This is a genomic window from Allobosea sp. 2RAB26, assembly GCF_052115465.1.
GTDB lineage: Bacteria > Pseudomonadota > Alphaproteobacteria > Rhizobiales > Beijerinckiaceae > Allobosea.
This window is the reverse complement of record NZ_JBFRGS010000012.1, coordinates 59,747-83,296: the sequence shown is the minus strand read 5'-3', so window position 1 is coordinate 83,296 and position 23,550 is coordinate 59,747. Positions and strand designations below refer to the sequence as shown.

General features: G+C 65.0%; 21 protein-coding genes. 9 read left to right on the top strand and 12 right to left on the bottom strand.

Translation table 11 applies throughout. The features are described from left to right. Nucleotides 1-5: 5 nt before the first annotated feature. The 3 genes from AB4118_RS22330 to gltX form a co-directional block, all read right to left on the bottom strand. Nucleotides 6-998 (bottom strand): Bug family tripartite tricarboxylate transporter substrate binding protein, encoded by a 993-nt coding sequence (locus AB4118_RS22330; RefSeq protein ID WP_441491817.1) that lies wholly within the window; start codon nt 996-998, stop codon nt 6-8. A gap of 125 nt (nt 999-1,123) precedes the next feature. Next, on the bottom strand, nt 1,124-2,413 hold the full coding sequence (gene gltA, locus AB4118_RS22325; RefSeq protein WP_441491816.1) for a citrate synthase: 1,290 nt from the start codon (nt 2,411-2,413) through the stop codon (nt 1,124-1,126). 269 nt (nt 2,414-2,682) lie between these two features. Continuing rightward, nucleotides 2,683-4,101, bottom strand: coding sequence for a glutamate--tRNA ligase (gene gltX, locus AB4118_RS22320; RefSeq protein ID WP_069880729.1), 1,419 nt, complete (start codon nt 4,099-4,101; stop codon nt 2,683-2,685). Nucleotides 4,102-4,259: 158 nt separating this feature from the next. Here gltX and AB4118_RS22315 point away from each other — a divergent pair, with 158 nt between their 5' ends. Next, nucleotides 4,260-6,497 (top strand): ComEC/Rec2 family competence protein, encoded by a 2,238-nt coding sequence (locus AB4118_RS22315; protein WP_441491815.1) that lies wholly within the window; start codon nt 4,260-4,262, stop codon nt 6,495-6,497. Here the strand turns inward: AB4118_RS22315 and lexA are convergent. The 6 genes from lexA to AB4118_RS22285 all read right to left on the bottom strand — a co-directional run bounded on the left by lexA (nt 6,491) and on the right by AB4118_RS22285 (nt 11,476). Next, nucleotides 6,491-7,195, bottom strand: a complete 705-nt coding sequence (gene lexA / locus AB4118_RS22310) for a transcriptional repressor LexA (protein WP_441491814.1) — start codon at nt 7,193-7,195, stop codon at nt 6,491-6,493. The two genes, AB4118_RS22315 and lexA, sit on opposite strands and share 7 nt — an antisense overlap. Nucleotides 7,196-7,276: 81 nt before the next feature. Then, entirely contained in the window at nt 7,277-8,488 is a 1,212-nt protein-coding gene (locus AB4118_RS22305; RefSeq protein ID WP_441491813.1) for a molybdopterin molybdotransferase MoeA, read from the bottom strand. Then, on the bottom strand, nt 8,485-8,973 hold the full coding sequence (gene moaC / locus AB4118_RS22300) for a cyclic pyranopterin monophosphate synthase MoaC (RefSeq protein ID WP_441491812.1): 489 nt from the start codon (nt 8,971-8,973) through the stop codon (nt 8,485-8,487). The genes AB4118_RS22305 and moaC overlap by 4 nt, the downstream gene beginning before the upstream one ends. Beyond that, on the bottom strand, nt 8,970-9,779 hold the full coding sequence (gene trpC, locus AB4118_RS22295) for an indole-3-glycerol phosphate synthase TrpC (RefSeq protein ID WP_441491811.1): 810 nt from the start codon (nt 9,777-9,779) through the stop codon (nt 8,970-8,972). Before trpC ends, moaC begins: the two co-directional genes overlap by 4 nt. A gap of 7 nt (nt 9,780-9,786) precedes the next feature. Then, on the bottom strand, nt 9,787-10,800 hold the full coding sequence (trpD, locus tag AB4118_RS22290; RefSeq protein WP_441491810.1) for an anthranilate phosphoribosyltransferase: 1,014 nt from the start codon (nt 10,798-10,800) through the stop codon (nt 9,787-9,789). 13 nt (nt 10,801-10,813) lie between these two features. After that, nucleotides 10,814-11,476 (bottom strand): anthranilate synthase component II, encoded by a 663-nt coding sequence (locus AB4118_RS22285; RefSeq protein ID WP_441491809.1) that lies wholly within the window; start codon nt 11,474-11,476, stop codon nt 10,814-10,816. 132 nt (nt 11,477-11,608) lie between these two features. Here AB4118_RS22285 and AB4118_RS22280 point away from each other — a divergent pair, with 132 nt between their 5' ends. After that, on the top strand, nt 11,609-12,817 hold the full coding sequence (locus tag AB4118_RS22280) for a patatin-like phospholipase family protein (RefSeq protein WP_441491808.1): 1,209 nt from the start codon (nt 11,609-11,611) through the stop codon (nt 12,815-12,817). Here the strand turns inward: AB4118_RS22280 and AB4118_RS22275 are convergent. The 3 genes from AB4118_RS22275 to AB4118_RS22265 are packed head-to-tail and all read right to left on the bottom strand — an operon-like array spanning nt 12,781 to nt 16,999. Next, nucleotides 12,781-13,569, bottom strand: coding sequence for a hypothetical protein (locus AB4118_RS22275; RefSeq protein WP_441491807.1), 789 nt, complete (start codon nt 13,567-13,569; stop codon nt 12,781-12,783). The genes AB4118_RS22280 and AB4118_RS22275 overlap by 37 nt on opposite strands. Next, nucleotides 13,569-15,083: an anthranilate synthase component I gene (trpE, locus tag AB4118_RS22270; protein ID WP_441491806.1), complete on the bottom strand. Its 1,515-nt coding sequence runs from the start codon at nt 15,081-15,083 to the stop codon at nt 13,569-13,571. Before trpE ends, AB4118_RS22275 begins: the two co-directional genes overlap by 1 nt. Further along, complete coding sequence (locus tag AB4118_RS22265) at nt 15,083-16,999, bottom strand: peptidylprolyl isomerase (RefSeq protein WP_441491805.1); 1,917 nt, start codon at nt 16,997-16,999, stop codon at nt 15,083-15,085. The genes trpE and AB4118_RS22265 overlap by 1 nt, the downstream gene beginning before the upstream one ends. A 171-nt stretch (nt 17,000-17,170) precedes the next feature. Between AB4118_RS22265 and tpiA the strand changes: the two genes are divergently transcribed. From tpiA to AB4118_RS22230, 7 genes are all read left to right on the top strand, one after another. After that, the gene (gene tpiA / locus AB4118_RS22260) at nt 17,171-17,935 is read left to right on the top strand and encodes a triose-phosphate isomerase (RefSeq protein WP_441491804.1); all 765 of its coding nucleotides are present in this window, start codon (nt 17,171-17,173) and stop codon (nt 17,933-17,935) included. A gap of 159 nt (nt 17,936-18,094) precedes the next feature. Beyond that, on the top strand, nt 18,095-18,496 hold the full coding sequence (secG, locus tag AB4118_RS22255) for a preprotein translocase subunit SecG (protein ID WP_441491803.1): 402 nt from the start codon (nt 18,095-18,097) through the stop codon (nt 18,494-18,496). Nucleotides 18,497-18,653: 157 nt separating this feature from the next. Beyond that, nucleotides 18,654-20,282 carry a CTP synthase gene (locus AB4118_RS22250; RefSeq protein ID WP_441491802.1) on the top strand — a complete coding sequence of 543 codons (1,629 nt, stop codon included), beginning with the start codon at nt 18,654-18,656 and terminating at the stop codon, nt 20,280-20,282. Nucleotides 20,283-20,409: 127 nt separating this feature from the next. Further along, complete coding sequence (locus AB4118_RS22245) at nt 20,410-20,799, top strand: DUF350 domain-containing protein (RefSeq protein WP_441491801.1); 390 nt, start codon at nt 20,410-20,412, stop codon at nt 20,797-20,799. Nucleotides 20,800-20,811: 12 nt separating this feature from the next. Further along, nucleotides 20,812-21,423, top strand: a complete 612-nt coding sequence (locus AB4118_RS22240) for a DUF1190 domain-containing protein (protein ID WP_441491800.1) — start codon at nt 20,812-20,814, stop codon at nt 21,421-21,423. 1 nt (nt 21,424) lies between these two features. Continuing rightward, nucleotides 21,425-22,591: a glutathionylspermidine synthase family protein gene (locus tag AB4118_RS22235; RefSeq protein ID WP_441491799.1), complete on the top strand. Its 1,167-nt coding sequence runs from the start codon at nt 21,425-21,427 to the stop codon at nt 22,589-22,591. 73 nt (nt 22,592-22,664) lie between these two features. Further along, nucleotides 22,665-23,540, top strand: a complete 876-nt coding sequence (locus AB4118_RS22230; RefSeq protein ID WP_441491798.1) for a VOC family protein — start codon at nt 22,665-22,667, stop codon at nt 23,538-23,540. Nucleotides 23,541-23,550 lie beyond the last annotated feature (10 nt).

The following is a 23,550-nucleotide window of genomic DNA, read 5'->3' as shown; positions in this document are numbered from 1 at the left end:
AGCGCTCATTCAAGCGCCGCACCGGATGCCTTGGCGATGGGGCCCCATTTCGCGAATTCGACTTTGACGTGTTCGCCCAGCGCCTCCGGTGTCGAGCCGACGATGACGGCGCTGACATCGTTCAGGCGCTGCTTCACATTGGGGTCTGTCAGGGCCTTGTTGGCTTCGGCGTTCAGGCGCTCAACGACTGCCCTTGGCATATTCGCCGGGCCAAACAGCGCGTTCCACGTATAGGTTTCATAGCCGGCAAGACCGCCTTCGGCGATGGTCGGTATCTCCGGGAATGAGGGCACGCGCTCCTTCGTGGTAACGCCGATCGCGCGGAGCTGGCCGCTGCGAATGAACTGCGCGGAGGAGGGCAGGTTGTCGAACATGATCGGCACGGCGCCAGCCACGACATCGTTCAGAGCCGGGCCAGCGCCGCGGTAGGGCACATGGTTCATGCTCACGCCGCCGAGCGACTTGAACAGCTCGCCCGAAAGATGCAGCGGCGTACCCACTCCCGATGAGGCGTAGGAGTATTTGCCGGGATTGTCCTTCAGGACCTTGACGACCTCCTGGACCGTCTTGGCCGGAAAACTCGGGTGCACGACCATGACGTTGGGCACCACGGCCAGCAGGGAGATCGGCGTGAAATCCTTGACCGGATCGAACGTCACCACCTTGAGGATCGCGGGATTGAGGGCATGGGTCGAGATCGTGCCCATCAGCACCGTGTAACCGTCGGGTGCGGCGCGAGCGACCGCGGTCGAGCCGACATTGCCGCCTGCGCCGGCGCGGTTCTCGATCACCACTTGCTGGCCGAGCGACTCCGCCATCTTTGCCCCGACGAGGCGGGCGACGATATCCGTCGAGCCGCCGGCTGCGAACGGCACGACAAGCATGATCGGCCGGGTCGGGAAGTTCTGAGCCCGCGCGGGCCCGCTGCCGGCTACGAGGGCGGATGCCCCGGCCCCAGCGATGAAGGCGCGGCGGTTGGGTGTCGTGAGGCGGTCCATCTGGCGTTTCCCGTCATTGCTCTGCGAAACGCGAAGTTATGGCAGCGCACCATATGATAAACCCCACCGGATTATTTAATCCGGTGGGGTTCGACCTTCGTCATAAAGACTGGGTCAGATTGTTCTCAGCGACGGCCGATCGGCGTGTAATCGCGCTTCGGCGAGCCGGTATAGAGCTGGCGCGGGCGGCCGATCCGCTGGGACGGATCCTCGATCATTTCCTTCCACTGCGCGATCCAGCCGACGGTGCGGGCGAGTGCGAAGAGCGCGGTGAACATCGAGGTCGGGAAGCCCATCGCCTTCAAGGTGATGCCCGAATAGAAATCGATGTTCGGATAGAGCTTCTTCTCGATGAAGTAGCTGTCGCTCAGCGCGATGCGCTCGAGTTCGATCGCGACATCGAGCAGCGGATCGTCCTTGATGCCGAGCTCGTTCAGCACCTCATGCGTCGTCTTCTGCATGATCTTGGCGCGCGGGTCGTAGTTCTTGTAGACGCGGTGCCCGAAGCCCATCAGGCGGAACGGATCGTTCTTGTCCTTCGCCTTGGCGATGTATTTCGGGATGTTGTCGACCGACCCGATCTCCTCGAGCATCTTGAGGGCCGCCTCGTTGGCGCCGCCATGCGCAGGGCCCCAGAGGCAGGCGATGCCGGCTGCGATGCACGCGAAGGGATTGGCGCCCGAGGAACCGGCAAGACGCACGGTCGAAGTCGAGGCGTTCTGCTCGTGGTCGGCATGCAGGATGAAGATGCGGTCAAGCGCGCGCGACAGGACCGGATTGACCTTGTACTCCTCCGCCGGCACCGCGAAGCACATGCGCAGGAAATTCGAAGTGTAGTCCAGCGAGTTCAGCGGATACACGAAGGGCTGGCCGATCGTGTACTTGAAGGCCATCGCAGCCAGCGTCGGCAGCTTGGCGATCATCCGCATCGACGCGATCATGCGCTGCTGCGGGTCCGAGATGTCGGTCGAGTCGTGATAGAAGGCCGACATCGCGCCGACCGAGGCCACCAGCACCGCCATCGGATGCGCATCGCGGCGGAAGCCCTGGAAGAAGCGGGCCATCTGCTCGTGCACCATGGTGTGGCGCGTCACGCGGTAGTCGAAATCCGCCTTCTGCGCCGCGGTCGGCAGGTCGCCGTAAAGCAAGAGATAGCAGGTCTCGAGAAAGTCGCCATGCTCGGCAAGCTGCTCGATCGGATAGCCGCGATGGAGCAGAACGCCCTCGTCGCCATCGATATAGGTGATCTCCGACTCGCAGCTCGCGGTCGAGGTGAAGCCGGGGTCATAGGTGAACATCCCGGTTTGTGCGTAGAGCTTGCTGATGTCGATGACGGATGGGCCGATCGATCCGGTCTTGACCGTCAGGTCGACGGTCTTGCCGTCCACACTCAGCTGGCTGTTGGTTCCGCTCATCGATACCGATCCTTTCAGGCTCGCTGCTGATCAATCTTCGTTCCATCCGAGCCGGCATGAATGGGTGCCGGAACGGCAATCATCATCCGAGTGGCTCTGCGTAACGGCCATGTGACGGGATTGCAGGCAAAGGAAGGTACATCCGACTGATATTAAAGCAATATTCATACCGGGGCGCCGCTTCGGACACCCTCGGCATATGCGGCGTCACTAGCCCATTTGCCCCTGGGGTTCAACCAATCACAAAGGCGGGGCTGCCCCGCCTTTGATCACGTTTGATCGCTGAGACGAGCGAGCGTTTCCTCGCGGCCGAGCACCGCCATCACATCGAACAGGCCGGGCGACTGGCTCCGTCCGGTGAGTGCGGCCCGCAGCGGCTGCGCCACCTGTCCGAGCTTGAGAGCCTGTTCTTCGGCGAAGGCGCGGACCGCGGCCTCGAGCGGAGCCGGTGTCCAGTCGTTCACCGCGGCAAGCTTCTCTGCCAGGCTGGGCATGCGCTGGCGCGCGCCCTCGTCCAGCAGCGTCGCCGCCTTCTGATCGAGTGCGAGCGGACGCTTGGCAAAAAGATAGGAGGCGCTGTCGAGCAGCTCGATCAGCGTCTTGGCTCGCTCCTTCAGTCCCGGCATCGCAGCAAGAAGCTTGGCTTCGAGAACCGGATCGAGCTCGGGGCCGAGGCCGTGCGCGGGGCCGATTTCCGGCAGGATGCTCTTCAGTGCATCAAGCAGGTCACGGTCATCTGACTGGCGCATGTAGAGCCCGTTCAGGCTCTCCAGCTTCGCGTAGTCGAAGCGTGCCGGGGAACGGCCGATCGAGGAAAGATTGAACAGCGAGACCATCTCTTCGGTCGAGAAGATCTCCTGGTCGCCATGGCTCCAGCCCAGCCGGAGGAGGTAGTTGCGCAGGGCCACCGGCAGATAGCCCATGGAACGATAGGCATCGACCCCGAGCGCGCCATGGCGCTTGGAGAGCTTCGCGCCGTCCGCCCCATGGATCAGCGGGATATGCGACATGCTCGGCACGCGCCAGCCCATCGCCTGGTAGATCTGGGTCTGGCGGGCGGCGTTGGTGAGATGGTCGTCGCCACGGATGACATGGGTCACGGCCATGTCATGGTCATCCACGACGACAGCGAGCATATAGGTCGGGTTGCCGTCGGAACGCAGCAGCACGAGGTCGTCGAGATTCTCGTTCTGCCAGACGACGCGGCCCTGCACCTCGTCCTCGACCACCGTCTCGCCGGTCTGCGGCGCGCGCAGGCGGATGACCGGCTTCACGCCGGCCGGAGCGGTCGCCGGATCGCGATCGCGCCAGCGTCCGTCATAGCGCATGGGACGGCCCTCGGCGCGCGCCTTCTCGCGCATCTCCTCGAGTTCCTGTGGCGTCGCATAGCAATAATAGGCCTTGCCGGCGGCGAGCATCTGCTCGGCGACCTCGCGGTGCCGGGCCGCACGGGCGAACTGGTAGACGGTCTCGCCGTCCCAATCGAGGCCGAGCCAGGACAGGCCGTCGAGAATCGCCGCGATGGCCGGCTCGGTCGAGCGTTCGCGGTCGGTGTCCTCGATGCGCAGCAGCATCTTGCCGCCATGGCGACGGGCATAGAGCCAGTTGAACAGCGCGGTACGCGCGCCGCCGATATGCAGGAATCCGGTTGGAGACGGCGCGAAGCGCGTAACGACCGCATCACTCATGAAAGGCAGGCTCCGGCAGGACGGGAAATGAGGCCGACAGAGCGGCAGAGGAACAAGACGTCGATGGGACATGACAACCGACGCCGCCCCTGTAACATGCTGATGGGGCCGACGTTAAGCGCAAGATCGCATCTGGTTGGCTGCCCGAGGGACGGCCTATGCGCGATGCGCCGCCAGACCCGAGCCGGCTGCGCGGCGCGCGTGTTCGCGCCGTACCATTCCGCATTCCGGAGATACGGTTTCAGGACGCTGCCATTCGGTTGCTTCTCGCCGAATGGCGCGCGCGTTTCCTGGGCGCCATCGCGCTCGAGGCCGGACGCAGAAGGCTGTTCCTCTGGCTGCCGGTGCTGATGGGAGCCGGCATCCTGCTCTATTTCGCGGCTGATCGCGAGCCATCCCTCTGGGTCCCGCTCTCCGGCTTTGGTATCTCCGCTGCGATGGCAGCGCTGTCGCGCGCCCGACGCCCGGTCATGCTCGCTTGCGTCGGCCTTGCTGCCATCTTCGCCGGCTTTGGTGCCGCGGCCTGGCGCACGGCGACGATCGCAGCACCGATGCTCGATCGAATGCGCGTGGGACAACTCACCGGCTTTGTCGAATCGGTCGAGGCGCGCGACGCCGGCGCGCGCCTCGTGATCCTGGTGACCGGCATTGCCGGGGTGGAGCCTGAACGCCTGCCACGGCGGGTTCGGGTCAACGTCAAAGGTGGTTCGGTTTCGCCGGGCGATCACATCGCTGCCGTCGCGCGCCTCCTGCCGCCGCCCGGTCCAGTGCGACCAGGTGGCTACGACTTCGGGCGCGACGCCTTCTTCCGAGGGCTTGGTGCAGTCGGGACCATCCCCGGAAAGATCGCGCTCGCCCCACCACCCTCGCAGCCACCGCTCGAGCTTCAGATACGCGCGACGGTCGACCGGGCGCGCAATGCGCTGACGGAGCGCATCGCCGGGATCGGGGGAGGGCAGGCTGGCGCGATGGCGGCGTCGCTGGTTACTGGCAAGCGCGGCCTCATCACGGAGGCGACCAATATCGACCTGCGCGCGGCCGGAATCTATCATATCATCTCCATCTCGGGCCTTCACATGGTGCTGGCCTCCGCCACGATCTTCGGCCTGGTCCGTGGCCTGCTGGCGCTATCGCAAACGCTGGCATTGCGCTGGCCCATAAAGAAACTCGCCGCCCTGGCCGCGATGCTCGGCGCCACGGCCTATTGCATCTTCTCGGGAGCCGAGGTCGCGACGGTGCGCTCGCTGATCATGACATTGGTCATGCTCGGTGCGATCCTCGTCGATCGCCCGGCGCTCAGCATGCGCAATCTGGCTCTCGCTGCGATGATCGTTCTGCTGCGCGAGCCCGACGCGCTGCTTGGTCCAAGCTTCCAGATGTCCTTTGGCGCTGTCGCGGCGCTGATCGCCTTTGCCGAGCGCTGGGAGGATCGCGGCCAGTCCGAGGCGCCGGCGAACCTGCCTTGGCCGCTACGGCCGATCTGGATCGCGGTGGTCGGGCTCACGGTCACGACCGTGCTGGCGACGGTCGCAACCGCACCGTTCGGTGCCTATCACTTCCAGACCTTCAACCCCTTCGGTCTGCTCGGCAATGCGCTCGCCTTGCCCTTCGTTTCCCTGATCGTCATGCCTGCCGCTGTCTTCGGCGTGCTCGCCTATCCTTTCGGCCTGGATTGGCTGGCTTGGGCGCTCATGGGAGTCGCTTCGGATTATGTGCTGCAATCCGCGCGCTGGGTTGCGGGATTCGACCACTCCGCAGTGATCATTCCTGCATTCGGGGCCGCGGCGCTCGCATGCTTTGCCGCCGCGCTCCTCTGGATCACGCTCTGGACGACACCGCTGCGCTTCCTGGCCGTCGCCCCCCTGATCGCGGGACTGCTCGTGGCAGCGAAGCCCGACAGGCCCGACATCCTGATCGAACGCGATGGTTCCGGCATCCTGGTCCGCGGGGGCGATGGTCGCATGATCCTGGCGGGGCATCCGAGCCGCTTCGTGCTGCAGCAATGGCTGAACGCAGATGGCGACAATCGCCGGCCTGACGACAACAGCCTGCGGGAAGGCGCGGCCTGCGACACGTTGGGTTGTGTCGTCCGCAGCAAGGATGGACGAAGCGTTGCCTTTGCACGTGATCGCCTGGCCATCGTCGAGGACTGTCGGCGCGCCGATCTCGTCATCACGCCGATTCCGTGGAACGCTCCGTGCGCAGCACGACTGATCGACCGCAGGGCATTGTCGCGCCATGGCGCGACCGCCCTTGTCGGCAACAAGGGCGGCTGGCGTGCCCATCTATCAGAGCAGGATGGTGTCGATCGTCCCTGGAGCCGCAAGCGGGAGCGGCCTGCAAGCACGCCGGCTTTGCCGCTGGCGGCTGTCGAAGAACACGAGCCGCTTCAGTAGCGCCGCATCAGGTTGACCAGGCGGCCCTGAATCTTGACTCGGTCCGGTCCCAGCACCCTTGTCTCATAGGCGGGATTGGCAGCCTCGAGCGCGATCGAGGAGCCGCGCTTGCGCAGTCGCTTCAGCGTTGCTTCCTCGTCATCGATCAGAGCCACGACGATATCCCCGGTATTGGCCGTGTCCTGACGCTTGATCACCACCGTATCGCCGTCGAGAATGCCGGCTTCCACCATCGAGTCGCCGCGAACCTCGAGGGCAAAATGTTCACCGGGGCCAAGCATGTCGGCAGGTAGTGCCACGCTATGGCTGCGGCTCTGGATGGCGGAAATCGGTGTACCGGCGGCAATCCGCCCCATGACCGGAATCGCAACCGTGGAGCGCACATCTTCGTCCGGGGGCGGTGCGATCGGCCGGACCTTGCCAAGCCCCCCCTGGACGACGGAGGGGCTGAACCGTCCGCGCGTCGCCTGAGGGCCGCCGGCCCCTTCGGGCAGCTTTATGATCTCCAGCGCTCGGGCTCGATTGGGAAGGCGGCGAATGAACCCGCGCTCCTCCAGCGCCATGATCAGGCGATGGATACCGGACTTGGAGCGCAGATCGAGCGCGTCCTTCATCTCGTCGAAGGAGGGGGGCACCCCTGTCTCGCGCAGGCGTTCCTGGATGAAACGAAGCAGTTCGAACTGTTTGCGTGTCAGCATGGTTCCCGCCGGCGCTCTTTGTATGGAATCGAAACAAAGCACGAACACCATACAGGTTCGCGTTGTGTTCCGCAAGCGCGCTCAGCGTAGGCGGATGATCCGGCAGTTGTCGCCTTTGTTTGCCGGCGCAGCAAACGATTCGCGAATGAGCAGCGCGTCGGCGCGGGCAAGAGTGGCCAGCATCGATGAATCCTGCTTGGCGAAGGGCGTTGCCAGCCATCCTTCCGGAGTGAGCGTCAGTTCCGACCTCATATAGTCCCGCCGCTCATCATTTGCCGGCAAATTTCTTCCGACGATTGCAGGCTCACTCAGATCGCGTTCGGGTTCCGGTACGCCCAGGAGGGTCCTGAGCAGCGGTACGACGAAGAGATGCCCGCAGACGATGGACGAGACGGGGTTTCCGGGCAGGCCGAGCGCGACCATGCGGCCGAGGCGGCCCATCATCATCGGCTTGCCCGGCCGCATGGCGATCTTCCAGAAGCCGAGCGCCATGCCTTGACCGATCAACGCTGCCTGGACGAGATCGTGCTCACCTACCGAGGCTCCTCCGAGGGTGATCAGCACATCGGCATCGGCCTTTCGTGCCTGGCCAATCTTGTCGGCGAGATCGGCATGATCATCGCGGGCAATCCCGAGATCGAGCGCCGTGCCGCCGGCCTGCTCGACCAGCGCGGCGAGCGCAAAACTGTTGGACGCGACGATTTGGTCGGGTCCAACCGGCTCGCCGGGCTGGACAAGTTCGTCGCCGGTCGCGAGGATCGCGACCAGTGGCTTGCGACGCACAGTGAGCATGGGGTGGCCCATGGCTGCCGCGAGGCCGAGGCTCGCACTGTCGAGCCGGCTGCCGGCGAGAAGCAACACTTCGCCCTCGGAGAAGTCCAATCCTGCCTGACGAACGAACTTGCCGCGCTCGGCGCCCTCGCGCACGCGGATCGTCGCAGTGCCGACGCCGTCCGCATTCTCCTGAATCAGGATCGTATCGGCGCCCTCCGGAATCGGAGCACCGGTGAAGATGCGAACAGCCTCATTGGAGCGGACCATCCCTGAGAAGGAACGACCGGCAGCCGATTCGCCGATGACACGCAATTCATTTGCCGGCGCAATATCGTCTGCGCGAACGGCGTATCCGTCCATTGCGGAGTTGGCAAAGGGGGGCTGGGTCCGAAGCGCCTGCAGGTCGGCGGCGAGCACGCGCCCTGCGCAATGTGCGAGTGGCAGGGTTTCTGATGGTGTCGGTGCCGGAACGCTGTCGATCAGCGCCTTCAGGGCGACGGGGACGGGCGTGAGGCTCATCGCGCAGTTTCCGGGAGATCGAAGGTGCCGGATTTTCCACCTGACTTGTGGACGAGCCTGATGCCTTCGATCCGCATCGCCCGGTCGACCGCCTTGACCATGTCGTAAACTGTGAGGCAGGCGACGCCGACGGCGGTTAACGCCTCCATCTCGACTCCGGTCTGTCCCTTCATCTTGACCTCAGCGCTCACGCGCACCCCGGGCAATGTCTCGTCCAGGGTGAGGTCTACGCTGATCTTGCTGATCAGCAGCGGGTGACAGAGCGGGATCAGTTCATGCGTGCGCTTGGCGGCCATGATTCCAGCCAGGCGCGCCGTGCCAAGCACGTCGCCCTTCTTGGCGTCGCCATCGCGCACGATCGCCAGAGTCCCGGGCTGCATGACGACACAGCCCTCGGCGACAGCGATGCGCGAGGTCTCCTTCTTGTCGCCAACATCGACCATATGGGCCTGGCCGCTGGCGTCGAGATGGCTGAGCTTGCTCATGCTGCGCTGCGCGCAGAACCGGTCAGGAGATCACGGGTCGCAGCGGCGACATCGTCCTGCCGCATCAGGCTCTCGCCGACGAGGAAGGTGTTGACGCCGGCGCGCTGCAACCGTGCGATGTCGGCATGACTGAAGATGCCGCTCTCGCCAACGATGATGCGGTCCGCGGGGACGCGCGGTGCAAGTCTCTCGGTGACGGCGAGATCGACGGCAAAGCTGCGAAGGTCGCGATTGTTGATGCCGAGCAAGGGGCTGTCGAGCTCGAGGGCACGATCGAGCTCAGCTTCGTTGTGAACCTCGACCAGCACGTCGATGCCGAGTGACTTTGCCGTCTCGTTCAGCGCGCGGGCTGTCCCGTCATCGACGCCGGCCATGATGATCAGGATACAGTCGGCGCCCCAGGCGCGAGCCTCGAAGACCTGATAGGGGTCATAGAGGAAATCCTTGCGCAGGGCGGGCAGGCCGCTTGCCGTGCGCGCCTGCTGCAGGAATTCCGGCTGTCCCTGGAAAGAGGGGGCATCGGTCAGTACGGACAGGCAGGCCGCGCCGCCATCGGCATAGGCGCGTGCCAGCGATGGCGGGTCGAAATCGGCGCGGATGAGCCCCTTGGACGGGCTGGCCTTCTTGATCTCGGCGATCAATGCAGGCTTGCCGGCCGCGTGTTTCGCGGCAAGCGCGGCCGTGAAGCCACGCACGGGGCCGGCAGCCAGGGCGCGCTGCTCGATCTCAGCCTGGGAAACCGCGGCCTTGGCAGCGGCGATCTCCTGGCGCTTATAGGCCTCGATGCGGGCGAGGATGTCGCTCATGACGTCCTCACGCGTTCGAGCTGGCGATAAGTGCGGTCAGCGTCGCCTTGGCCCTGCCGCTGTCGATCGCCGAGGTCGCGCGGGCGAGGCCGTCGCGCAGATCACCGGCCTGACCGGCCACGACGAGCGCGGCGGCGGCATTGAAGGCCGCGATATCGCGGAAGGGCGTCTTCTTGCCGTCGAGAACCGCGCGGAGCGCCTCGGCATTCTGCGCCGGTTCACCGCCGCGCAGATCCTCGGGCTTTGCACGGGCCAGGCCGACATCGTCCGGGCTAATCGAGAAACTCTCGATCTTGCCCTTGTCGAGCGCGACGACGCGGGTCGGGCCGGTGGTGGTGATCTCGTCAAGGCCGTCAGAGCCGTTCACGGCCCAGATGCGGTCGGAGCCCAGAGCAGACAGCACGCGCACCATCGGCTCGAGCCAGGTCTCTGAGAAGGCGCCGACGAGCTGCCTCTTAACACCGGCCGGGTTGGAGAGCGGCCCGAGCAGGTTGAAGATGGTGCGTGTGCCGAGTTCTGTGCGCACCGGCGCTACATGCCGCATCGAGGCGTGATGGGTCGGCGCGAACATGAAGCCGACGCCGGCCTCGGCGATGCAGCGCTCCGTGCCCGCGGGCTCGAGCCCCACCTTGACGCCGAGCGCGGTGAGCACGTCGGCCGCTCCGGAACGTGAAGAGGCGGCGCGATTGCCATGCTTGGCGACCGGCACGCCGCAGGACGCGGTGATGATCGCGGCCAGCGTCGAGACGTTATAGGAGCCCGAAGCGTCGCCGCCGGTTCCGACGATGTCGATTGCGCCGGCCGGTGCTTTTACCGGCAGCATCTTGCCGCGCATGGCGCTGACCGCGCCGGCGATCTCCTCGACGGTCTCGCCACGGACGCGCAGCGCCATCAAGAAGGCGGCCGCCTGCGCATTGGTGACCTCGCCGGACAGGATGGTGTCAAAGGCATCGCGCGCCTCCTCGCGGGAGAGTGAGGCGCCGGTCGCCACCTTGGCGATGAAGGGTTTGAAATCGTCCATGGGTTCTTCGACGTCAGGCTGTTTCGGTAAGGGCGGCACGGTCCTGTGTCTGCGACCATCGTTCCGCCAGGCCGAGGAAATTGCGCAGGATCGTCGCACCCTGTTCGGAGGCGATGCTCTCGGGGTGAAACTGTACGCCATGCACCGGCAGGGAGCGGTGCGAGAGCGCCATGATTTGCCCGTCTTCCGTCGCGGCTTCGATCTCGAGCTCGGTCGGGCAGCTTTCTCGTGCCACGATGAGCGAGTGATAGCGCGTCGCCTGGATCGGCCCGTTGATGCCGTGAAAGAGGCCGCGGGCGTGATGGCCAATGGTCGAGATCTTGCCGTGCATCGGCAGCGGCGCGCGCACGATCTCGCCACCGAAGGCCTGACCGATGGTCTGCAGGCCGAGGCAAACGCCAAAGATCGGCTTCCTGTCGGCCCCCTGGCGTACGAGGTCAAGGCAGATGCCGGCCTCGTTGGGGGTGCAGGGGCCTGGCGACAATACGATCGCGTCATGCCCTCCGCCCAACGCCTCTTCGACGGCAAGGGCATCGTTGCGGCGAACCTCGACCTCCGCCCCAAGCCCGCCGATCAGGTGGACAAGGTTCCAGGTGAAGCTGTCGTAATTGTCGATCAGCAGGATACGCATTGCCGCTAACGAGATCTCCGGTCGCGATGATGGCAAGGTGGTCATGCCCGTTCGGGGGGCAAGTGGTCAAGTTATTGTCGGATCGTGGCTCCATCGCGATTGCGCTCGCAGCTCCGCTGGCGACAAGATGACGGTGAAGAGACCGCGCAATCTTGCGGGGGCGTTCGGGTGTGGGGCATGGCGATGTTGCGTCGGGCCAAGGCGATCAGGCACGTGCTGCTGGCCTCCGCGCTGCTCGGCCTGGCTGCATGCAATTCCGGGGAACGACCGCAAGCTCTGCCCGCGGAAGGCCTGTCGACAGCCGAGGTCGTCGGATTCGGCACGATCCGCTTCTGGGGGGATGCGGTCGTCCCCACCACAAGCAAATATGTCGATATCCAATACCGGCAGATCGCCGCTTCGGGCTGTGGCAAATGCCAGGCGGCCGCAACATTTCTTGCGATTTCAGGTGGGAGCGGAGAGGGGGCCTATGGCGCGGGTTTCCTGAAGGGCTGGAGCGCGCGCGGCGACAGGCCTCAATTCGAGGTCGTCACCGGGGTCAGTACTGGCTCGCTCGCTGCGCCCTTTGCGTTCCTCGGCTCGCACTATGACGGCGCCCTGGAGGAGATCTATACGCGCTACGGCGATAACGAGCTCTTTCGCAGCAAGGGAGTCCTCGGACTGTTTGGCGAGTCCCTCTACGACACGACGCCACTGCGCCACCTGGTCGAACGCTATGCGACCGAGCAATTGCTCGATGAAATCGCTGCCGAGCACCGCAAGGGCCGCCGTTTATTGGTCCAGACCACCAATCTCGATGCTCAGCGGCCAGTGATCTGGGACGTGGGCAGCATTGCCGCGAGTCAGCGGCCCGACCGGCAGAAGCTCTTTGTCGATATTCTGCTTGCTTCGGCAGCCATACCGGCGGTCTTTCCGGCCGTGCGCCTCAATGTCGAGAGCAACGGCAAGGTCTTCGACGAGCTTCACGTCGACGGCGGTGTCACCTCGCAGATCTTCTTTGCCCCACCGGGGCTCGATCTCAACGGGGCTGCCCGGCGCAATCTCGGTCAGGAACGCAGTCTCTCGCTCTATGTCATTCGCAACGGCAAGCTGGAGCCGGAATACAAGGCCAGCACCCAGACGGTGGCGGGGTTGGCCACACGCTCGATCTCGACGCTGGTGAAATACCAGGCGCTCGCCAATATCGCAGCGATCTCGGAGATGGCGAAGCGAATGCACGCGCGCTTCTCTTTCACCGCCATTCCCAAGAGCTTTCAAGGCAATCAGCGCTCCGAATTCGACACGGAGTACATGAAAGCCCTGTTCCGGCGCGGCTATGAGGAAGGTCGCAGCGGCAAGGCCTGGGAGACTCAACCGCCGCTCTCGCCGACGCTGGCCTCGCGCTGATCGCCAGCCTCTTGCGCCCCGCCGGTGCATAGGGCGTTCCAGTGCCGGATATAGGTCGCAAGCGCGTTGGCGATGACTGGGACCTCGCGTCCCGCGGCGTCGATCCAGGCCGACGGTGCTTCTGCGAGCCAGGAAACCGCCAGGTCGGGATCGAGTGCCTTGCCCTCGCTCGCCGTCATCATGCCTGCCAGGAGATGTGTGCGTCGAAGTGCGAAGCTGGCGGGCAGGCGGTCGGCCAGTGCCCTGTCGAAATAGAGACAGGCGTCGAAATCGATCGCGTGCAGCGTACCGCCGGCCCCGCGCAGGAGATTCGGATTCGAGCGCGGCCGGTCGACATTGTGCAGGAAGCAATCCGCCTCCGCGATCGCCAGGAGACTCGCCGCATCGTCGGGGCCAAGGTCCTCGGCTGCGACCGGCGCGGTGTTCGGGATGAAAGCAACGCCGAGATTCCAGCCAAAGCTGCGCTGGATCATCTCGTCGAATTCGTCGGTGCCGACCATCCATGGGAAGCCGTGCGGCAGCAGCAGTGGCTTGGCATCGGGGACCGGTGCGCCGAGCAGCTTCGCGAAGCGCAGGGCAAGGAGCTCGATCAGCAGGCCACGAGGCCCTGGCCCGGCGCCGGCGAGCTTCAGGACATGCAGCCTGCCGTGGGTCGTCCGAACCAGGCAGGGGCGTGTGCTCGCATCACTGAAGACCCGCAGGATTTCGACGACCGTAACGGCTTCGTCATCCCGGGGCTCCGGCGAGGCCACTATTGTCCCCGGCTAGCGCGCGCCGCGAACCGGATTGCTTCCTCCGCTGCCTTGAACAGGGCCTTGGCCTTGTTGATGCATTCGAGCTGTTCGGAGGCCGGGTTCGAATCATAGACGATGCCGGCGCCGGCCTGGACATGCATGCGGCCGTCCTTCACCACGGCGGTGCGCAGCACGATGCAGGTGTCCATTTCGCCATTGGCACCGAAATAGCCGATGCAGCCGCCATAGGCGCCGCGCGCGTCATGTTCCATCTCATCGATGATCTCCATGGCACGCACCTTCGGCGCTCCGGAGACGGTGCCGGCCGGGAAGCCCGCGGCGAGTGCGGCCAGCGCATCATGCTGAGGGTCGATCGCTCCCTCGACATTGGAAACGATGTGCATGACCTGGCTGTAACGCTCGATGAAGAAGGAATCGGTGACCTTGACCGAGCCGATCCGCGCAACGCGGCCGACGTCGTTGCGGCCAAGATCGAGCAGCATCAGATGCTCGGCCCGTTCCTTGGGGTCGGCCAGCAGTTCCTCGGCGAGCGCCGCATCCTCTTCGGTCGTCGCGCCGCGCCGCCGCGTGCCGGCGATCGGCCGGATGGTGACGGTATCGTCGCGCAACCGTACCAGGATCTCGGGGCTCGAACAGACGATCTGAAAATCAGCGAAGTCGAGATAGCACAGGAACGGCGCCGGGTTGACGCGCCGCAGCGCCCGGTAAAGCGCAAAGGAGGGCAGGGCGAAGGGCGCCTCGAAACGCTGCGACAGCACGACCTGGAAGATATCGCCGGCGCGGATATAGTCCTGCGCCCGCGCCACCATGGCGTGAAACTCGGCTTCAGTCGTGTTGGAAACGATGTCGGGCTGCGGCAGCGCGGCGATATCGATGTCGGCTTCCGGGGGGAGAGGGCCCTCGAGGATATCCGTGACCCGGTCGAGCCGCTCCTGCGCCCGCTCATGGGCGACGCGTGCGGCAACGCCCGGTTGCTGGCGGACAGGCGTCACGAGATGGATCTCGTCGCGCACGGAATCGAACACGACCATCAGGGTCGGGCGGGTCAGGATCGCGTCGGGGACGCCCGTCCCCGTATCCTTGGGCTGCGGCAGGCGCTCCATCAGCCGCACCATGTCGTAGCCGAGATAGCCGAAGACGCCGGCCGCCATCGGCGGCAGGCCGTCCTCGTCAGGGATCGCGCTCTCGGCGAGAAGAGCCCGCAGGCTCTCGAAGGCGGGGCGCGGATCGGCGACGAAGGCCTCGCCCAATGCCGGCCGGCAAAGCGAAGCCTCGCTATGGTGGCAGCGCCAGATCACGTCCGGCTCGATGCCGATCATCGAATAACGCCCGCGTACGGCGCCGCCCTCGACAGATTCGAGCAGGAAACTTGGGCCGGACGTGGCGTGCCTCAGCTTCATGAAGGCGGCGACGGGCGTCTCGCAATCACCGACCAGGACGCGCCGCAGAAGCTGTGGCACGCCCGCGTCATACGCCTCCGCAAAGGAGGACAGATCGGAGGGCGCAGACATCAGTTCTGCGCGCCGCCGGTGGCGTTCCGGAAGGCCGTCTCGTTGACCGTGACGCCGAGGTTGCTCTGCAGTTTCGCGACATACTGCGCGAGGATATCCTCGCTGACGCTGGAGCCGAGCAGGCGGGCAAAATTCTCCGCTTCCTGCGTCGTCCGGGCATAGGGCGGTACCGTCGCCGAAACGACCTTGAAGAGGACGCGCCCGCTGTCGTCTGCGCCCAGCGCCGAGTTGCTCTTGCCGACAGGCGTTCCGAAGATCAGGCTGATGACATTGGCGGGCAGCTCCGGCTTCTGGTCCTGCCGGCCGAGATCCGCCGCCTGTTCGACAACCAGGCCGGCCGAGGCGGCCACGGCATCGAAGGCCTCGCCGGAATCAAGACGCTGCACCAGTTCGCGGGCCTTGGCCGAGAGCTTGCTCGCCACCTCGTCCGCCCGCCATTGACGCTCGACCTCGCCCTTGACCTCGTCAAAGGTCCGCTCGCGCGAGGGGTCGATCTTGGTCACATCGAACCAGACATAGCCCGTGTCGCGCGGCAGGCGAATGGCCTCGTTATCGACGCCGATATCCGAGCGGAAAATGGCGGGAAGCGTGGCGTCGCCGCCGGGCAGGGGCTGTGCCTGCGTGCCGTCCGGCTTGCCCAGGCTGGCATCGACCGGGCCGACCGTCAGCAGGGGCAGATTGAACTCGCGTGCGATCTCGGCAAGCGGCTTGGCCGCGGCCCGTTGGTCCTCGATCCGGTCATGCAGGTCCGTGAGCTGGCTCGTGGCCTTGCTGGTCGCGACGTCCTTGCGCACCTCGGCAGCAACCTCCTCAAAGGGCCGGATATGCTCGAGTTCGATCGTCGGGACGCGGAGGAGCACCGAGCCGAAGGCGCTGGCGACCGGAGCGCTGACGGCTCCCTGGGCAAGCGCGAACGCGGCCTCGCGCACGGCCGGATCGAAGACCTGATTGCGCGTGAAGGTGCCTAGCGTCAGGTCCTTCTCGGCGACATTGCGTGCGGCGGCGATCGCCTCGAACGCTTCGCCGGCATCGATCTTCGCCTTGGCGGCCTGCGCCTCCTCGGCATTCGGGAAGGTGATCTGCTGGATCGTGCGCTTCTCGGGGGAACCAAAGCGCTGCGCCTTGACCTGCTCATAGCGGGCCTTGGCCTCTTCGTCGGTGATCTTGCTCGGGTCGGCCAAAGCTTCGGTCGAGATCGTCAGCACGTTGGCGCTACGGAACTCGGGAGCCCGGAAACTCGCCTTGCGTTCGTCGAAATAGCCCTTGAGCTGAGTTTCGGTCGGTGCGGCGATCTCACCGGCGGCCGCCGGCGGCAGCTTGGCGAATGTCACTGCGCGGCGCTCGTTGCGCAGGCGATGTCCCAGTTCCTGCAGCGCGACCGGAGCGGTCACGCCGCCGACCACCATCTCGGCGATCTGTTGGCGCAGGATCGTGGCGCGCTGCTCGCGCACATAATTCTGTTCGTTGAGCCCGTTCGAGCGCAGCAATTCGTTGAAGCGGGCCGGCGAGAAGTTGCCGGAGGCATCGCGGAAGACCGGGTCCTGGAAGATCAGGTTGCGGATGGTCTCGTCGGAGACCGCAAGCCGCATTCGGCTCGCGGTCTGATCGAGCACAGCCTCGGTCACGAGGCGCGAGAGCACCTGGCGGTCGAGCCCCAGCGCGCGCGCCATTTCGGGAGTAATCGAGCGGCGCTGCTGGCGCGTCAGGTTCTGGACTTCGTTCTGATAGGCCACGCGCATCTGCTCGAGGCCGATCTCGGTCTTCCCGACCTGAGCGACAGAGTTGCGTCCATACCCCCGGAAGATGTCGCCGATGCCCCAGATCGCGAAGGACAGGATCAGAAATCCGAACATCACTGTGATGATGAGCTTGCCAATGAGGCCCTGACCCGCCTTGCGGATGCGATTCATCATCATGGGGTCGTTCTTTCCCTCTCCGGCCGCATCGCTGCGACGCGAGCCTTCGCGTTTTGTGGCGCTGCTTATAGGAACCGATCACGCTGCCCGCAATCTTCACCGTGGTCTTGCCGGCTGATTGCGGCGCGTTGCGGGCGTTGGTAGAGCCCGGAGCGAGAGAAGAGGAGAAAAATGGTGACGCGCAGCATCAAGCCGTTGGTGGCAGGCAATTGGAAGATGAACGGGCTCAAGGCCGAGCTTGCCATCGCAGCCGAGGTAGCCAGGGGCTATGACCGGGAGCTGAAACACGCTGTCGATCTCGCCATCTGCCCACCGGCGACGCTGCTCTTTGCCATGACGGCAGCCCTGACCGGCTCGCGTATTGCCTCGGGCGGACAGGATTGCAGTGAGCAGGAAAGCGGCGCGTTCACCGGGGAGGTCTCCGCCGCCATGCTCGCCGATGCCGGCGCCGGCTATGCCATCGTCGGTCATTCCGAGCGCCGCACCCTCCACGGCGAGACCAATCCGGTCGTCAAGGCCAAGGCCGAAGCGGCGCAGCGCGCCCTGCTGGTCCCGATCGTCTGCGTCGGCGAGACGCAGGCCGAGCGCGCAGCCGGCAAGGTGCTTGCCGTGGTCAGGAAACAGCTTCGCGGCTCGGTCCCCGATGCGTCGACGCCCTCGACCCTCGTCATCGCCTACGAACCGGTCTGGGCTATCGGCACCGGGCTGACCCCGACCGCCGCCGACGTCGCCGAGATGCACGAGGCGATCCGGAGCGAACTCGGCAAGCTCCTGGGCAAGGCGGCGGCCGCTGGTGTGCGCTTGCTCTATGGCGGATCGGTCAAACCGTCCAACGCGGCCGAACTGATGAATGTCCCCCATGTCGACGGTGCGCTCGTCGGCGGCGCCAGTCTCAAGGCCGAGGACTTCCTCGGCATCGCACGCGCCTGCCGCTGATCCATGCCGTCGCGTTGACGGCGGCATTGCACGAATGACGCAATTGCCGGGTGGTGCACCCGGCAACTGCATGCTATGTGCGCCGCCGAGCCCGCAATTGGCGGACATGCGGCGCGGGGCACCTTGTGGCGGCCCGCGTCATACCTATTTCGTGGGATCATGCAGAACGTTCTCATCGTCATCCATCTGATCATCGTGATCGCGCTCGTCGGCGTGGTCCTGCTGCAGCGTTCCGAGGGCGGCGGCCTGGGCATGGGTTCGGGCGGTGGCGGTGGTGTCGGCGGCTTCATGACCGGCCGCGGCCAGGCCAATGCCCTGACCCGCGCGACGGCTATCCTTGCCGGGCTCTTCTTCCTGACCTCGATCGCTCTGGCGATCATGGCGACCCATGGGCGGACGCAGCGCTCGATCATCGACGGCGCGCCGGGAACGACTGCTCCCGCGGCACCGAACGGTCCAAGCGCTCCCAACGCTGCAGGCGGCGTGCTCGACCAGTTGCGCCAGATGCAGAATCAGGGCGGCTCACAACCGCCGACACCGCCGGCAGCGCCGCAGCAGTGACGAGGACAGGGCAGGGGCCGGGAAACCGGCCCTTCTCTTTTGGGGAAGAGCTGGCGGAAGTCCGGCCCTTCTCCGTTGTGGACAAGCATAAACAGCAGGGCGGGTCTGCAACGGCGCGCTTAGCGAATCGAAACCCTGGCGTTAAAGGTGATCTCCCATGACGCGGTACGTTTTCATCACCGGCGGCGTGGTATCCTCGCTTGGCAAAGGCCTCGCGGCGGCAGCTCTCGCAGCTCTCCTGCAGGCACGTGGCTATACGGTCCGTCTGCGCAAGCTTGATCCCTATCTCAATGTCGATCCGGGCACGATGAGCCCGTATCAGCATGGCGAGGTCTTCGTCACGGATGACGGGGCCGAGACCGATCTCGATCTCGGGCATTACGAGCGCTTCACCGGCAGGCCCTGCAACAAGGGCGACAACATCACCACCGGCCGCATCTATATGGACATCCTGACCAAGGAGCGCCGGGGTGACTATCTCGGTGCGACGATCCAGGTCGTTCCGCACGTCACCAATGCCATCAAGGAATTCGTCCTCACCGGCAATGAAGACTATGACTTCACGCTGGTCGAGATCGGCGGCACGGTCGGCGACATCGAGAGCCTGCCCTTCCTCGAATCCATTCGCCAGATCAGCCAGCAGCTGCCGCGCGGCCAGTGCATCTTCACGCATCTGACGCTGCTGCCCTATATCCCGACGGCCGGAGAGCTGAAGACGAAGCCGACCCAGCATTCGGTTGCGGAGCTGCGTTCGATCGGCATTCAGGCCGATATCCTGCTCTGCCGCACCGACCGCGAGATCCCGCGCGAGGAACGCCGCAAGCTCGCTTTGTTCTGCAATGTCCGCGAAACCGCGGTGATCGAGGCGCGGGACGTTGCTTCGATCTATGACGTGCCGCTGTCCTATCATGCCGAAGGGCTCGACACCGAGGTTCTGGCGGCGTTCGGCCTGGACGCCGGCGAAGCGCCCGATCTGAGCAACTGGCGGCGCATTTCCGAGCGCGTGAAGAATCCCGAGGGCGAAGTCACGATCGCCATCGTCGGCAAATACACCGGCATGAAGGACGCCTATAAGTCCCTCATCGAGGCCCTGATGCACGGCGGCATCGCCAACCGGGTCAAGGTCAATCTCGACTGGATCGAATCGGAGGTCTTCGAGAAGGAAGACCCGGCTCCCTTCCTGGAGCATGTCCACGGCATCCTGGTTCCCGGCGGGTTCGGACATCGCGGTGCCGAGGGCAAGATCAAGGCGGCGACCTTCGCCAGGCAGCGCAAGGTTCCCTATTTCGGCATCTGCTTCGGCATGCAGATGGCGGTGATCGAGGCGGCCCGTTCGCTCGCTCAGATCGAGAAGGCCAATTCGACCGAGTTCGGCCCCACCGAGGAGCCTGTCGTCGGCCTGATGACCGAATGGATGCGCGGCAACGATCTCGAGATGCGTGCGGCCGGTGGCGATCTGGGCGGCACGATGCGGCTCGGCGCCTACGCCTCCAAGCTGGCCCCTGGCTCAAAGATCGCCGAGATTTACGGTTCGACCGAGATTTCCGAGCGCCATCGCCACCGCTACGAGGTCAACATGGGCTATCGCGAGCGGCTTGAGGCAAATGGCCTGAAGTTCTGCGGTGTTTCGCCAGACGGGCTTCTGCCCGAGACGGTCGAATATCCCGACCATCCCTGGTTCATCGGCGTGCAGTATCATCCCGAGCTGAAGTCGCGGCCATTCGAGCCTCACCCGCTTTTCGCCAGCTTCGTCGAGGCGGCGGTGGTGCAGAGCCGCCTGGTCTGATCCGAACCGGGCGGCGCGAGCTGCCCGCCTGATCAAGTGCCTGGATACCTCCGACAAGCCGCTGGTGCAGCCGCGCTGGCGGCTTATAGTCGCGTTGCGACTCGGGGGGAGCGATATGGCGGTCTCGATGGCCGGTTTGCCGGCTTTTTTGCTGTATTTCGTGGTCGGATCGGCGCTGATCACGGGTTTCGCTCTCATCTATATGCGATTGACCGCGCATGACGAAATCGCACTGATCCGGGCAGGCAATCTCTCCGCTGCGATAGCACTAGGCGGCAATCTCGCCGGCTTCTCGATCCCGCTCGAAAGGGCGATCGCTCAGGCGAGCAGCATTGCGGACTGCGTGCTCTGGGCGCTTGCCGCGATGCTGATCCAATTCGCGGCCTATGGGCTCGCCCGCGTCCTGATCCCTGACCTCTCGAAGAAGATCCAGGAGGATCGCCTCCCGTCCGCCGCAATGCTGGCGGTGATCGCGGTGATCAGCGGCACGCTGGCGGCCGCCAGCATGACGGTTTGAGGGGAGGCGGTCATGAAACGCTCCTCGCAGATCGGATTGGCCGCAGTGGGGGTGGTGCTGGTCGCGATAGCGTGGCCGCGCTCGGAAGACGATGTGGAGGATACCCTCGTTTATAACTCGCTCGCCGATTGTCGCGCCGCCGGGCAGATGTCCGGCAGCCAATGTGAGCAGCGCTTCAACGAAGCCTCCGCAAATCAACTCCGCGACGCGAAGAAGTTCACCAGCACCAGCGCATGCGAAGCCGAGTATGGCTCCGGCTCCTGTCAGAGCGCGGTTTGGAACGGCGCGCAGGCCGTTGTTCCGGCGCTTGCCGGAATCATGCTCGCGCGCAGCTTCGCGCAGAGCGGTGGTGGTGCAGCCCAGCCGCTCCTGCCGCCGACGCGTCAGGCCTGCCCGACTGGCAGTGTGGCCGAGGAATGTCAGCAGGCCCGGTCCTCGTCGTCATCGTCCTCCGGAGGGGGAGGCGGCCGAGTCGGAAGTTCACGCGCCTATTCGACAACCGCGGGACAGGCGCTGGTCGCGCGCAATGTCTCGTCGACCGGGGTCGCCAGCATGCCAAGCGCTGCCTCCCGCGGCGGTTTCGGCTCGACCTCCCGCTCCTACAGTTCCTCCTCGTCGTCCTGAGATGCGGCGGGTTGAACTCTCACCTCGTCGGGATTGGCAGGCTCAGGTCGAGCGTCTGGGCTTCGCTTTCCACACGCTCGACGGCGAGACCTATTGGGACGAGAGCGCTGCCTACGCCTTTACGCTCGAGGAGATCGAGCGCGATATCGAAGCGCCGACAGGCGAGATCGAACAGCTTTGTTTCGCTTTCGTCGAACGCGCGATCGCCGACGAGGAGATCCTGACCCGGCTCGCAATTCCGCCGCCGCATTGGCCACTGATCCGCGACAGCTGGCAGCGCGGCGATCGCAACCTCTACGGCCGGCTCGATCTTGCCTATTACGGCAGCGGGCCGGCCAAGCTGCTGGAATACAACGCGGATACGCCCACCGCACTGTTCGAATCGAGCGTCGTTCAATGGGACTGGCTTGAGCAGGCCATGGCACGGGGTGCCCTCCCGCCGGATAGCGATCAGTTCAACTCGCTGCACGAACGGCTGATCGCGGCCTTTGCTGCCCTGCGCGAGCCATCGCCCTATCGACTGCATCTGACTTGCGTCCAGAACAGCAATGAAGACAAGGGCACCGTCGACTATCTCAAGGATTGTGCCGTGCAGGCCGGCCTCGACGCGCGTTTCACCTTCATCGAGGAGATCGGACTGCTTCCCGACGGACGGTTCTGCGACGGAGCCAATCTGCCGATCGAGACACTGTTCAAGCTCTATCCCTGGGAGTGGCTCTTCCGAGAGAGCTACGCGGATGCTCTGGCCGGCTCGCGCTGCCAGTTCATCGAGCCGCCCTGGAAGGCCCTTCTCTCCAACAAGGGCCTGCTTGCCTGCCTCTGGCAAATGGAGCCCGGCCACCCGAATCTGCTGCCCGCCTTCTTCGAGGGCGATCCGCGTTGCGCGGAGCTCAATCCCCGCTATGTCCGCAAGCCTCTCTATTCGCGCGAGGGCGCCAACATCACGCTGGTCGAACGCGGAACGGTGCTAGACAGCGATGACGGTCCCTATGGGGCGGAGGGTTTCATCCTTCAGGATGCCGCGGCGCTTGCCTCCTTCGCCGGGTATCATGCCGTGCTGGGTTCATGGCTCGTCGCCTCGCAGCCTTGCGGGCTGTGCATCCGGGAGGATGTGACGCCGATCACCAAGAATACGTCGCGCTTCGTGCCGCATTACATCGAGCCGTGACCGCTTCGGCAAAGCTTGCTACAGCCGGCGCCTGAGACCGCAACGCGCGGCCTGAGCAACGGCGATTCGCGACATGTCCCAGCCCAATCGGCCACGTGGCCTCGATCATCTCGTCATCGGCGTGCGTGACCTCGATGCTGCCGGCCAACTCTATGCGAAGATGGGCTTCAGGGTTGGAGCCCGCAATCGACATCCCTGGGGCACGGAGAACCGCATCGTCCAGTTTCCGGGGGCCTTCCTGGAGCTGATCACGATCGGCGACTCCGGGGCCATTCCACCCCATGCCCATCGGCGCTTTTCCTTCGGAGCCTTCGTCCGCGATCAGCTCGCCCGAGCAGAAGGCCTGTCGATGCTGGTTCTCGAAAGTCGCGATGCGAAGGCGGATGCGCAGATTTTCGAAGCAGCCGGCATCGGCGACTACGAGCCGTTTCTCTTTGAGCGTCAGGCGCGCAGTCCTGATGGCAACGAGGTCCGTGTCGCCTTTTCGCTGGCCTTTGCCCGCAACGCATCGGCGCCCGCTTGCGGTTTCTTCGTCTGCCAGCAGCACGAGCCGCAGAATTTCTGGAATCCGGCCTTTCAGCAGCATCAGAACGGCGTACAGGCATTGGCCTCTGCCGTCATGGTCGCGGAGAACCCGACCGACCACCACGTTTTCCTTTCGGCCTACACTGGCGAGCGCAGTCTGAAATCCAATTCGCTCGGCATCAGCGCTGCCCTTCCGCGCGGCCGCGTCGATATTCTGACGCCGCATGCCGCCTACCAGCTCTTCGGCGTCGAGGAGGGGAGAAAGGATCCGCATTTCGCCGGATTCGCGGTCGCGGTGAAGGATCTCGATGGGGTGCGTGGGGTTCTGGACGCGGCTGAGGTCGAGTGGCGACAGATCGGTGGTCGCATCGTCGTGCCGGCCAGCACCGCCATGGGTTGCATGGTTGCGTTCGAGGCGAACTGAAGCGCAGGAT

Bases quoted from the DNA above. Each gene is read 5' to 3' on its own strand.
- gltX (WP_069880729.1), bottom strand. From the start codon at position 4,101: ATGAGTGATGCGGTCGTTACGCGCTTCGCGCCGTCTCCAACCGGATTC.
- AB4118_RS22265 (WP_441491805.1), bottom strand. From the start codon at position 16,999: ATGATGATGAATCGCATCCGCAAGGCGGGTCAGGGCCTCATTGGCAAG.
- gltA (WP_441491816.1), bottom strand. From the start codon at position 2,413: ATGAGCGGAACCAACAGCCAGCTGAGTGTGGACGGCAAGACCGTCGAC.
- AB4118_RS22230 (WP_441491798.1), top strand. From the start codon at position 22,665: ATGTCCCAGCCCAATCGGCCACGTGGCCTCGATCATCTCGTCATCGGC.
- tpiA (WP_441491804.1), top strand. From the start codon at position 17,171: ATGGTGACGCGCAGCATCAAGCCGTTGGTGGCAGGCAATTGGAAGATG.
- AB4118_RS22235 (WP_441491799.1), top strand. From the start codon at position 21,425: ATGCGGCGGGTTGAACTCTCACCTCGTCGGGATTGGCAGGCTCAGGTC.
- trpE (WP_441491806.1), bottom strand. From the start codon at position 15,083: ATGTCTGCGCCCTCCGATCTGTCCTCCTTTGCGGAGGCGTATGACGCG.
- moaC (WP_441491812.1), bottom strand. From the start codon at position 8,973: ATGAGCAAGCTCAGCCATCTCGACGCCAGCGGCCAGGCCCATATGGTC.
- secG (WP_441491803.1), top strand. From the start codon at position 18,095: ATGCAGAACGTTCTCATCGTCATCCATCTGATCATCGTGATCGCGCTC.
- trpC (WP_441491811.1), bottom strand. From the start codon at position 9,779: ATGAGCGACATCCTCGCCCGCATCGAGGCCTATAAGCGCCAGGAGATC.
- AB4118_RS22280 (WP_441491808.1), top strand. From the start codon at position 11,609: ATGGCGATGTTGCGTCGGGCCAAGGCGATCAGGCACGTGCTGCTGGCC.
- AB4118_RS22250 (WP_441491802.1), top strand. From the start codon at position 18,654: ATGACGCGGTACGTTTTCATCACCGGCGGCGTGGTATCCTCGCTTGGC.
- AB4118_RS22315 (WP_441491815.1), top strand. From the start codon at position 4,260: ATGCGCGATGCGCCGCCAGACCCGAGCCGGCTGCGCGGCGCGCGTGTT.
- AB4118_RS22285 (WP_441491809.1), bottom strand. From the start codon at position 11,476: ATGACCACCTTGCCATCATCGCGACCGGAGATCTCGTTAGCGGCAATG.
- AB4118_RS22305 (WP_441491813.1), bottom strand. From the start codon at position 8,488: ATGAGCCTCACGCCCGTCCCCGTCGCCCTGAAGGCGCTGATCGACAGC.
- AB4118_RS22330 (WP_441491817.1), bottom strand. From the start codon at position 998: ATGGACCGCCTCACGACACCCAACCGCCGCGCCTTCATCGCTGGGGCC.
- trpD (WP_441491810.1), bottom strand. From the start codon at position 10,800: ATGGACGATTTCAAACCCTTCATCGCCAAGGTGGCGACCGGCGCCTCA.
- lexA (WP_441491814.1), bottom strand. From the start codon at position 7,195: ATGCTGACACGCAAACAGTTCGAACTGCTTCGTTTCATCCAGGAACGC.
- AB4118_RS22245 (WP_441491801.1), top strand. From the start codon at position 20,410: ATGGCCGGTTTGCCGGCTTTTTTGCTGTATTTCGTGGTCGGATCGGCG.
- AB4118_RS22240 (WP_441491800.1), top strand. From the start codon at position 20,812: ATGAAACGCTCCTCGCAGATCGGATTGGCCGCAGTGGGGGTGGTGCTG.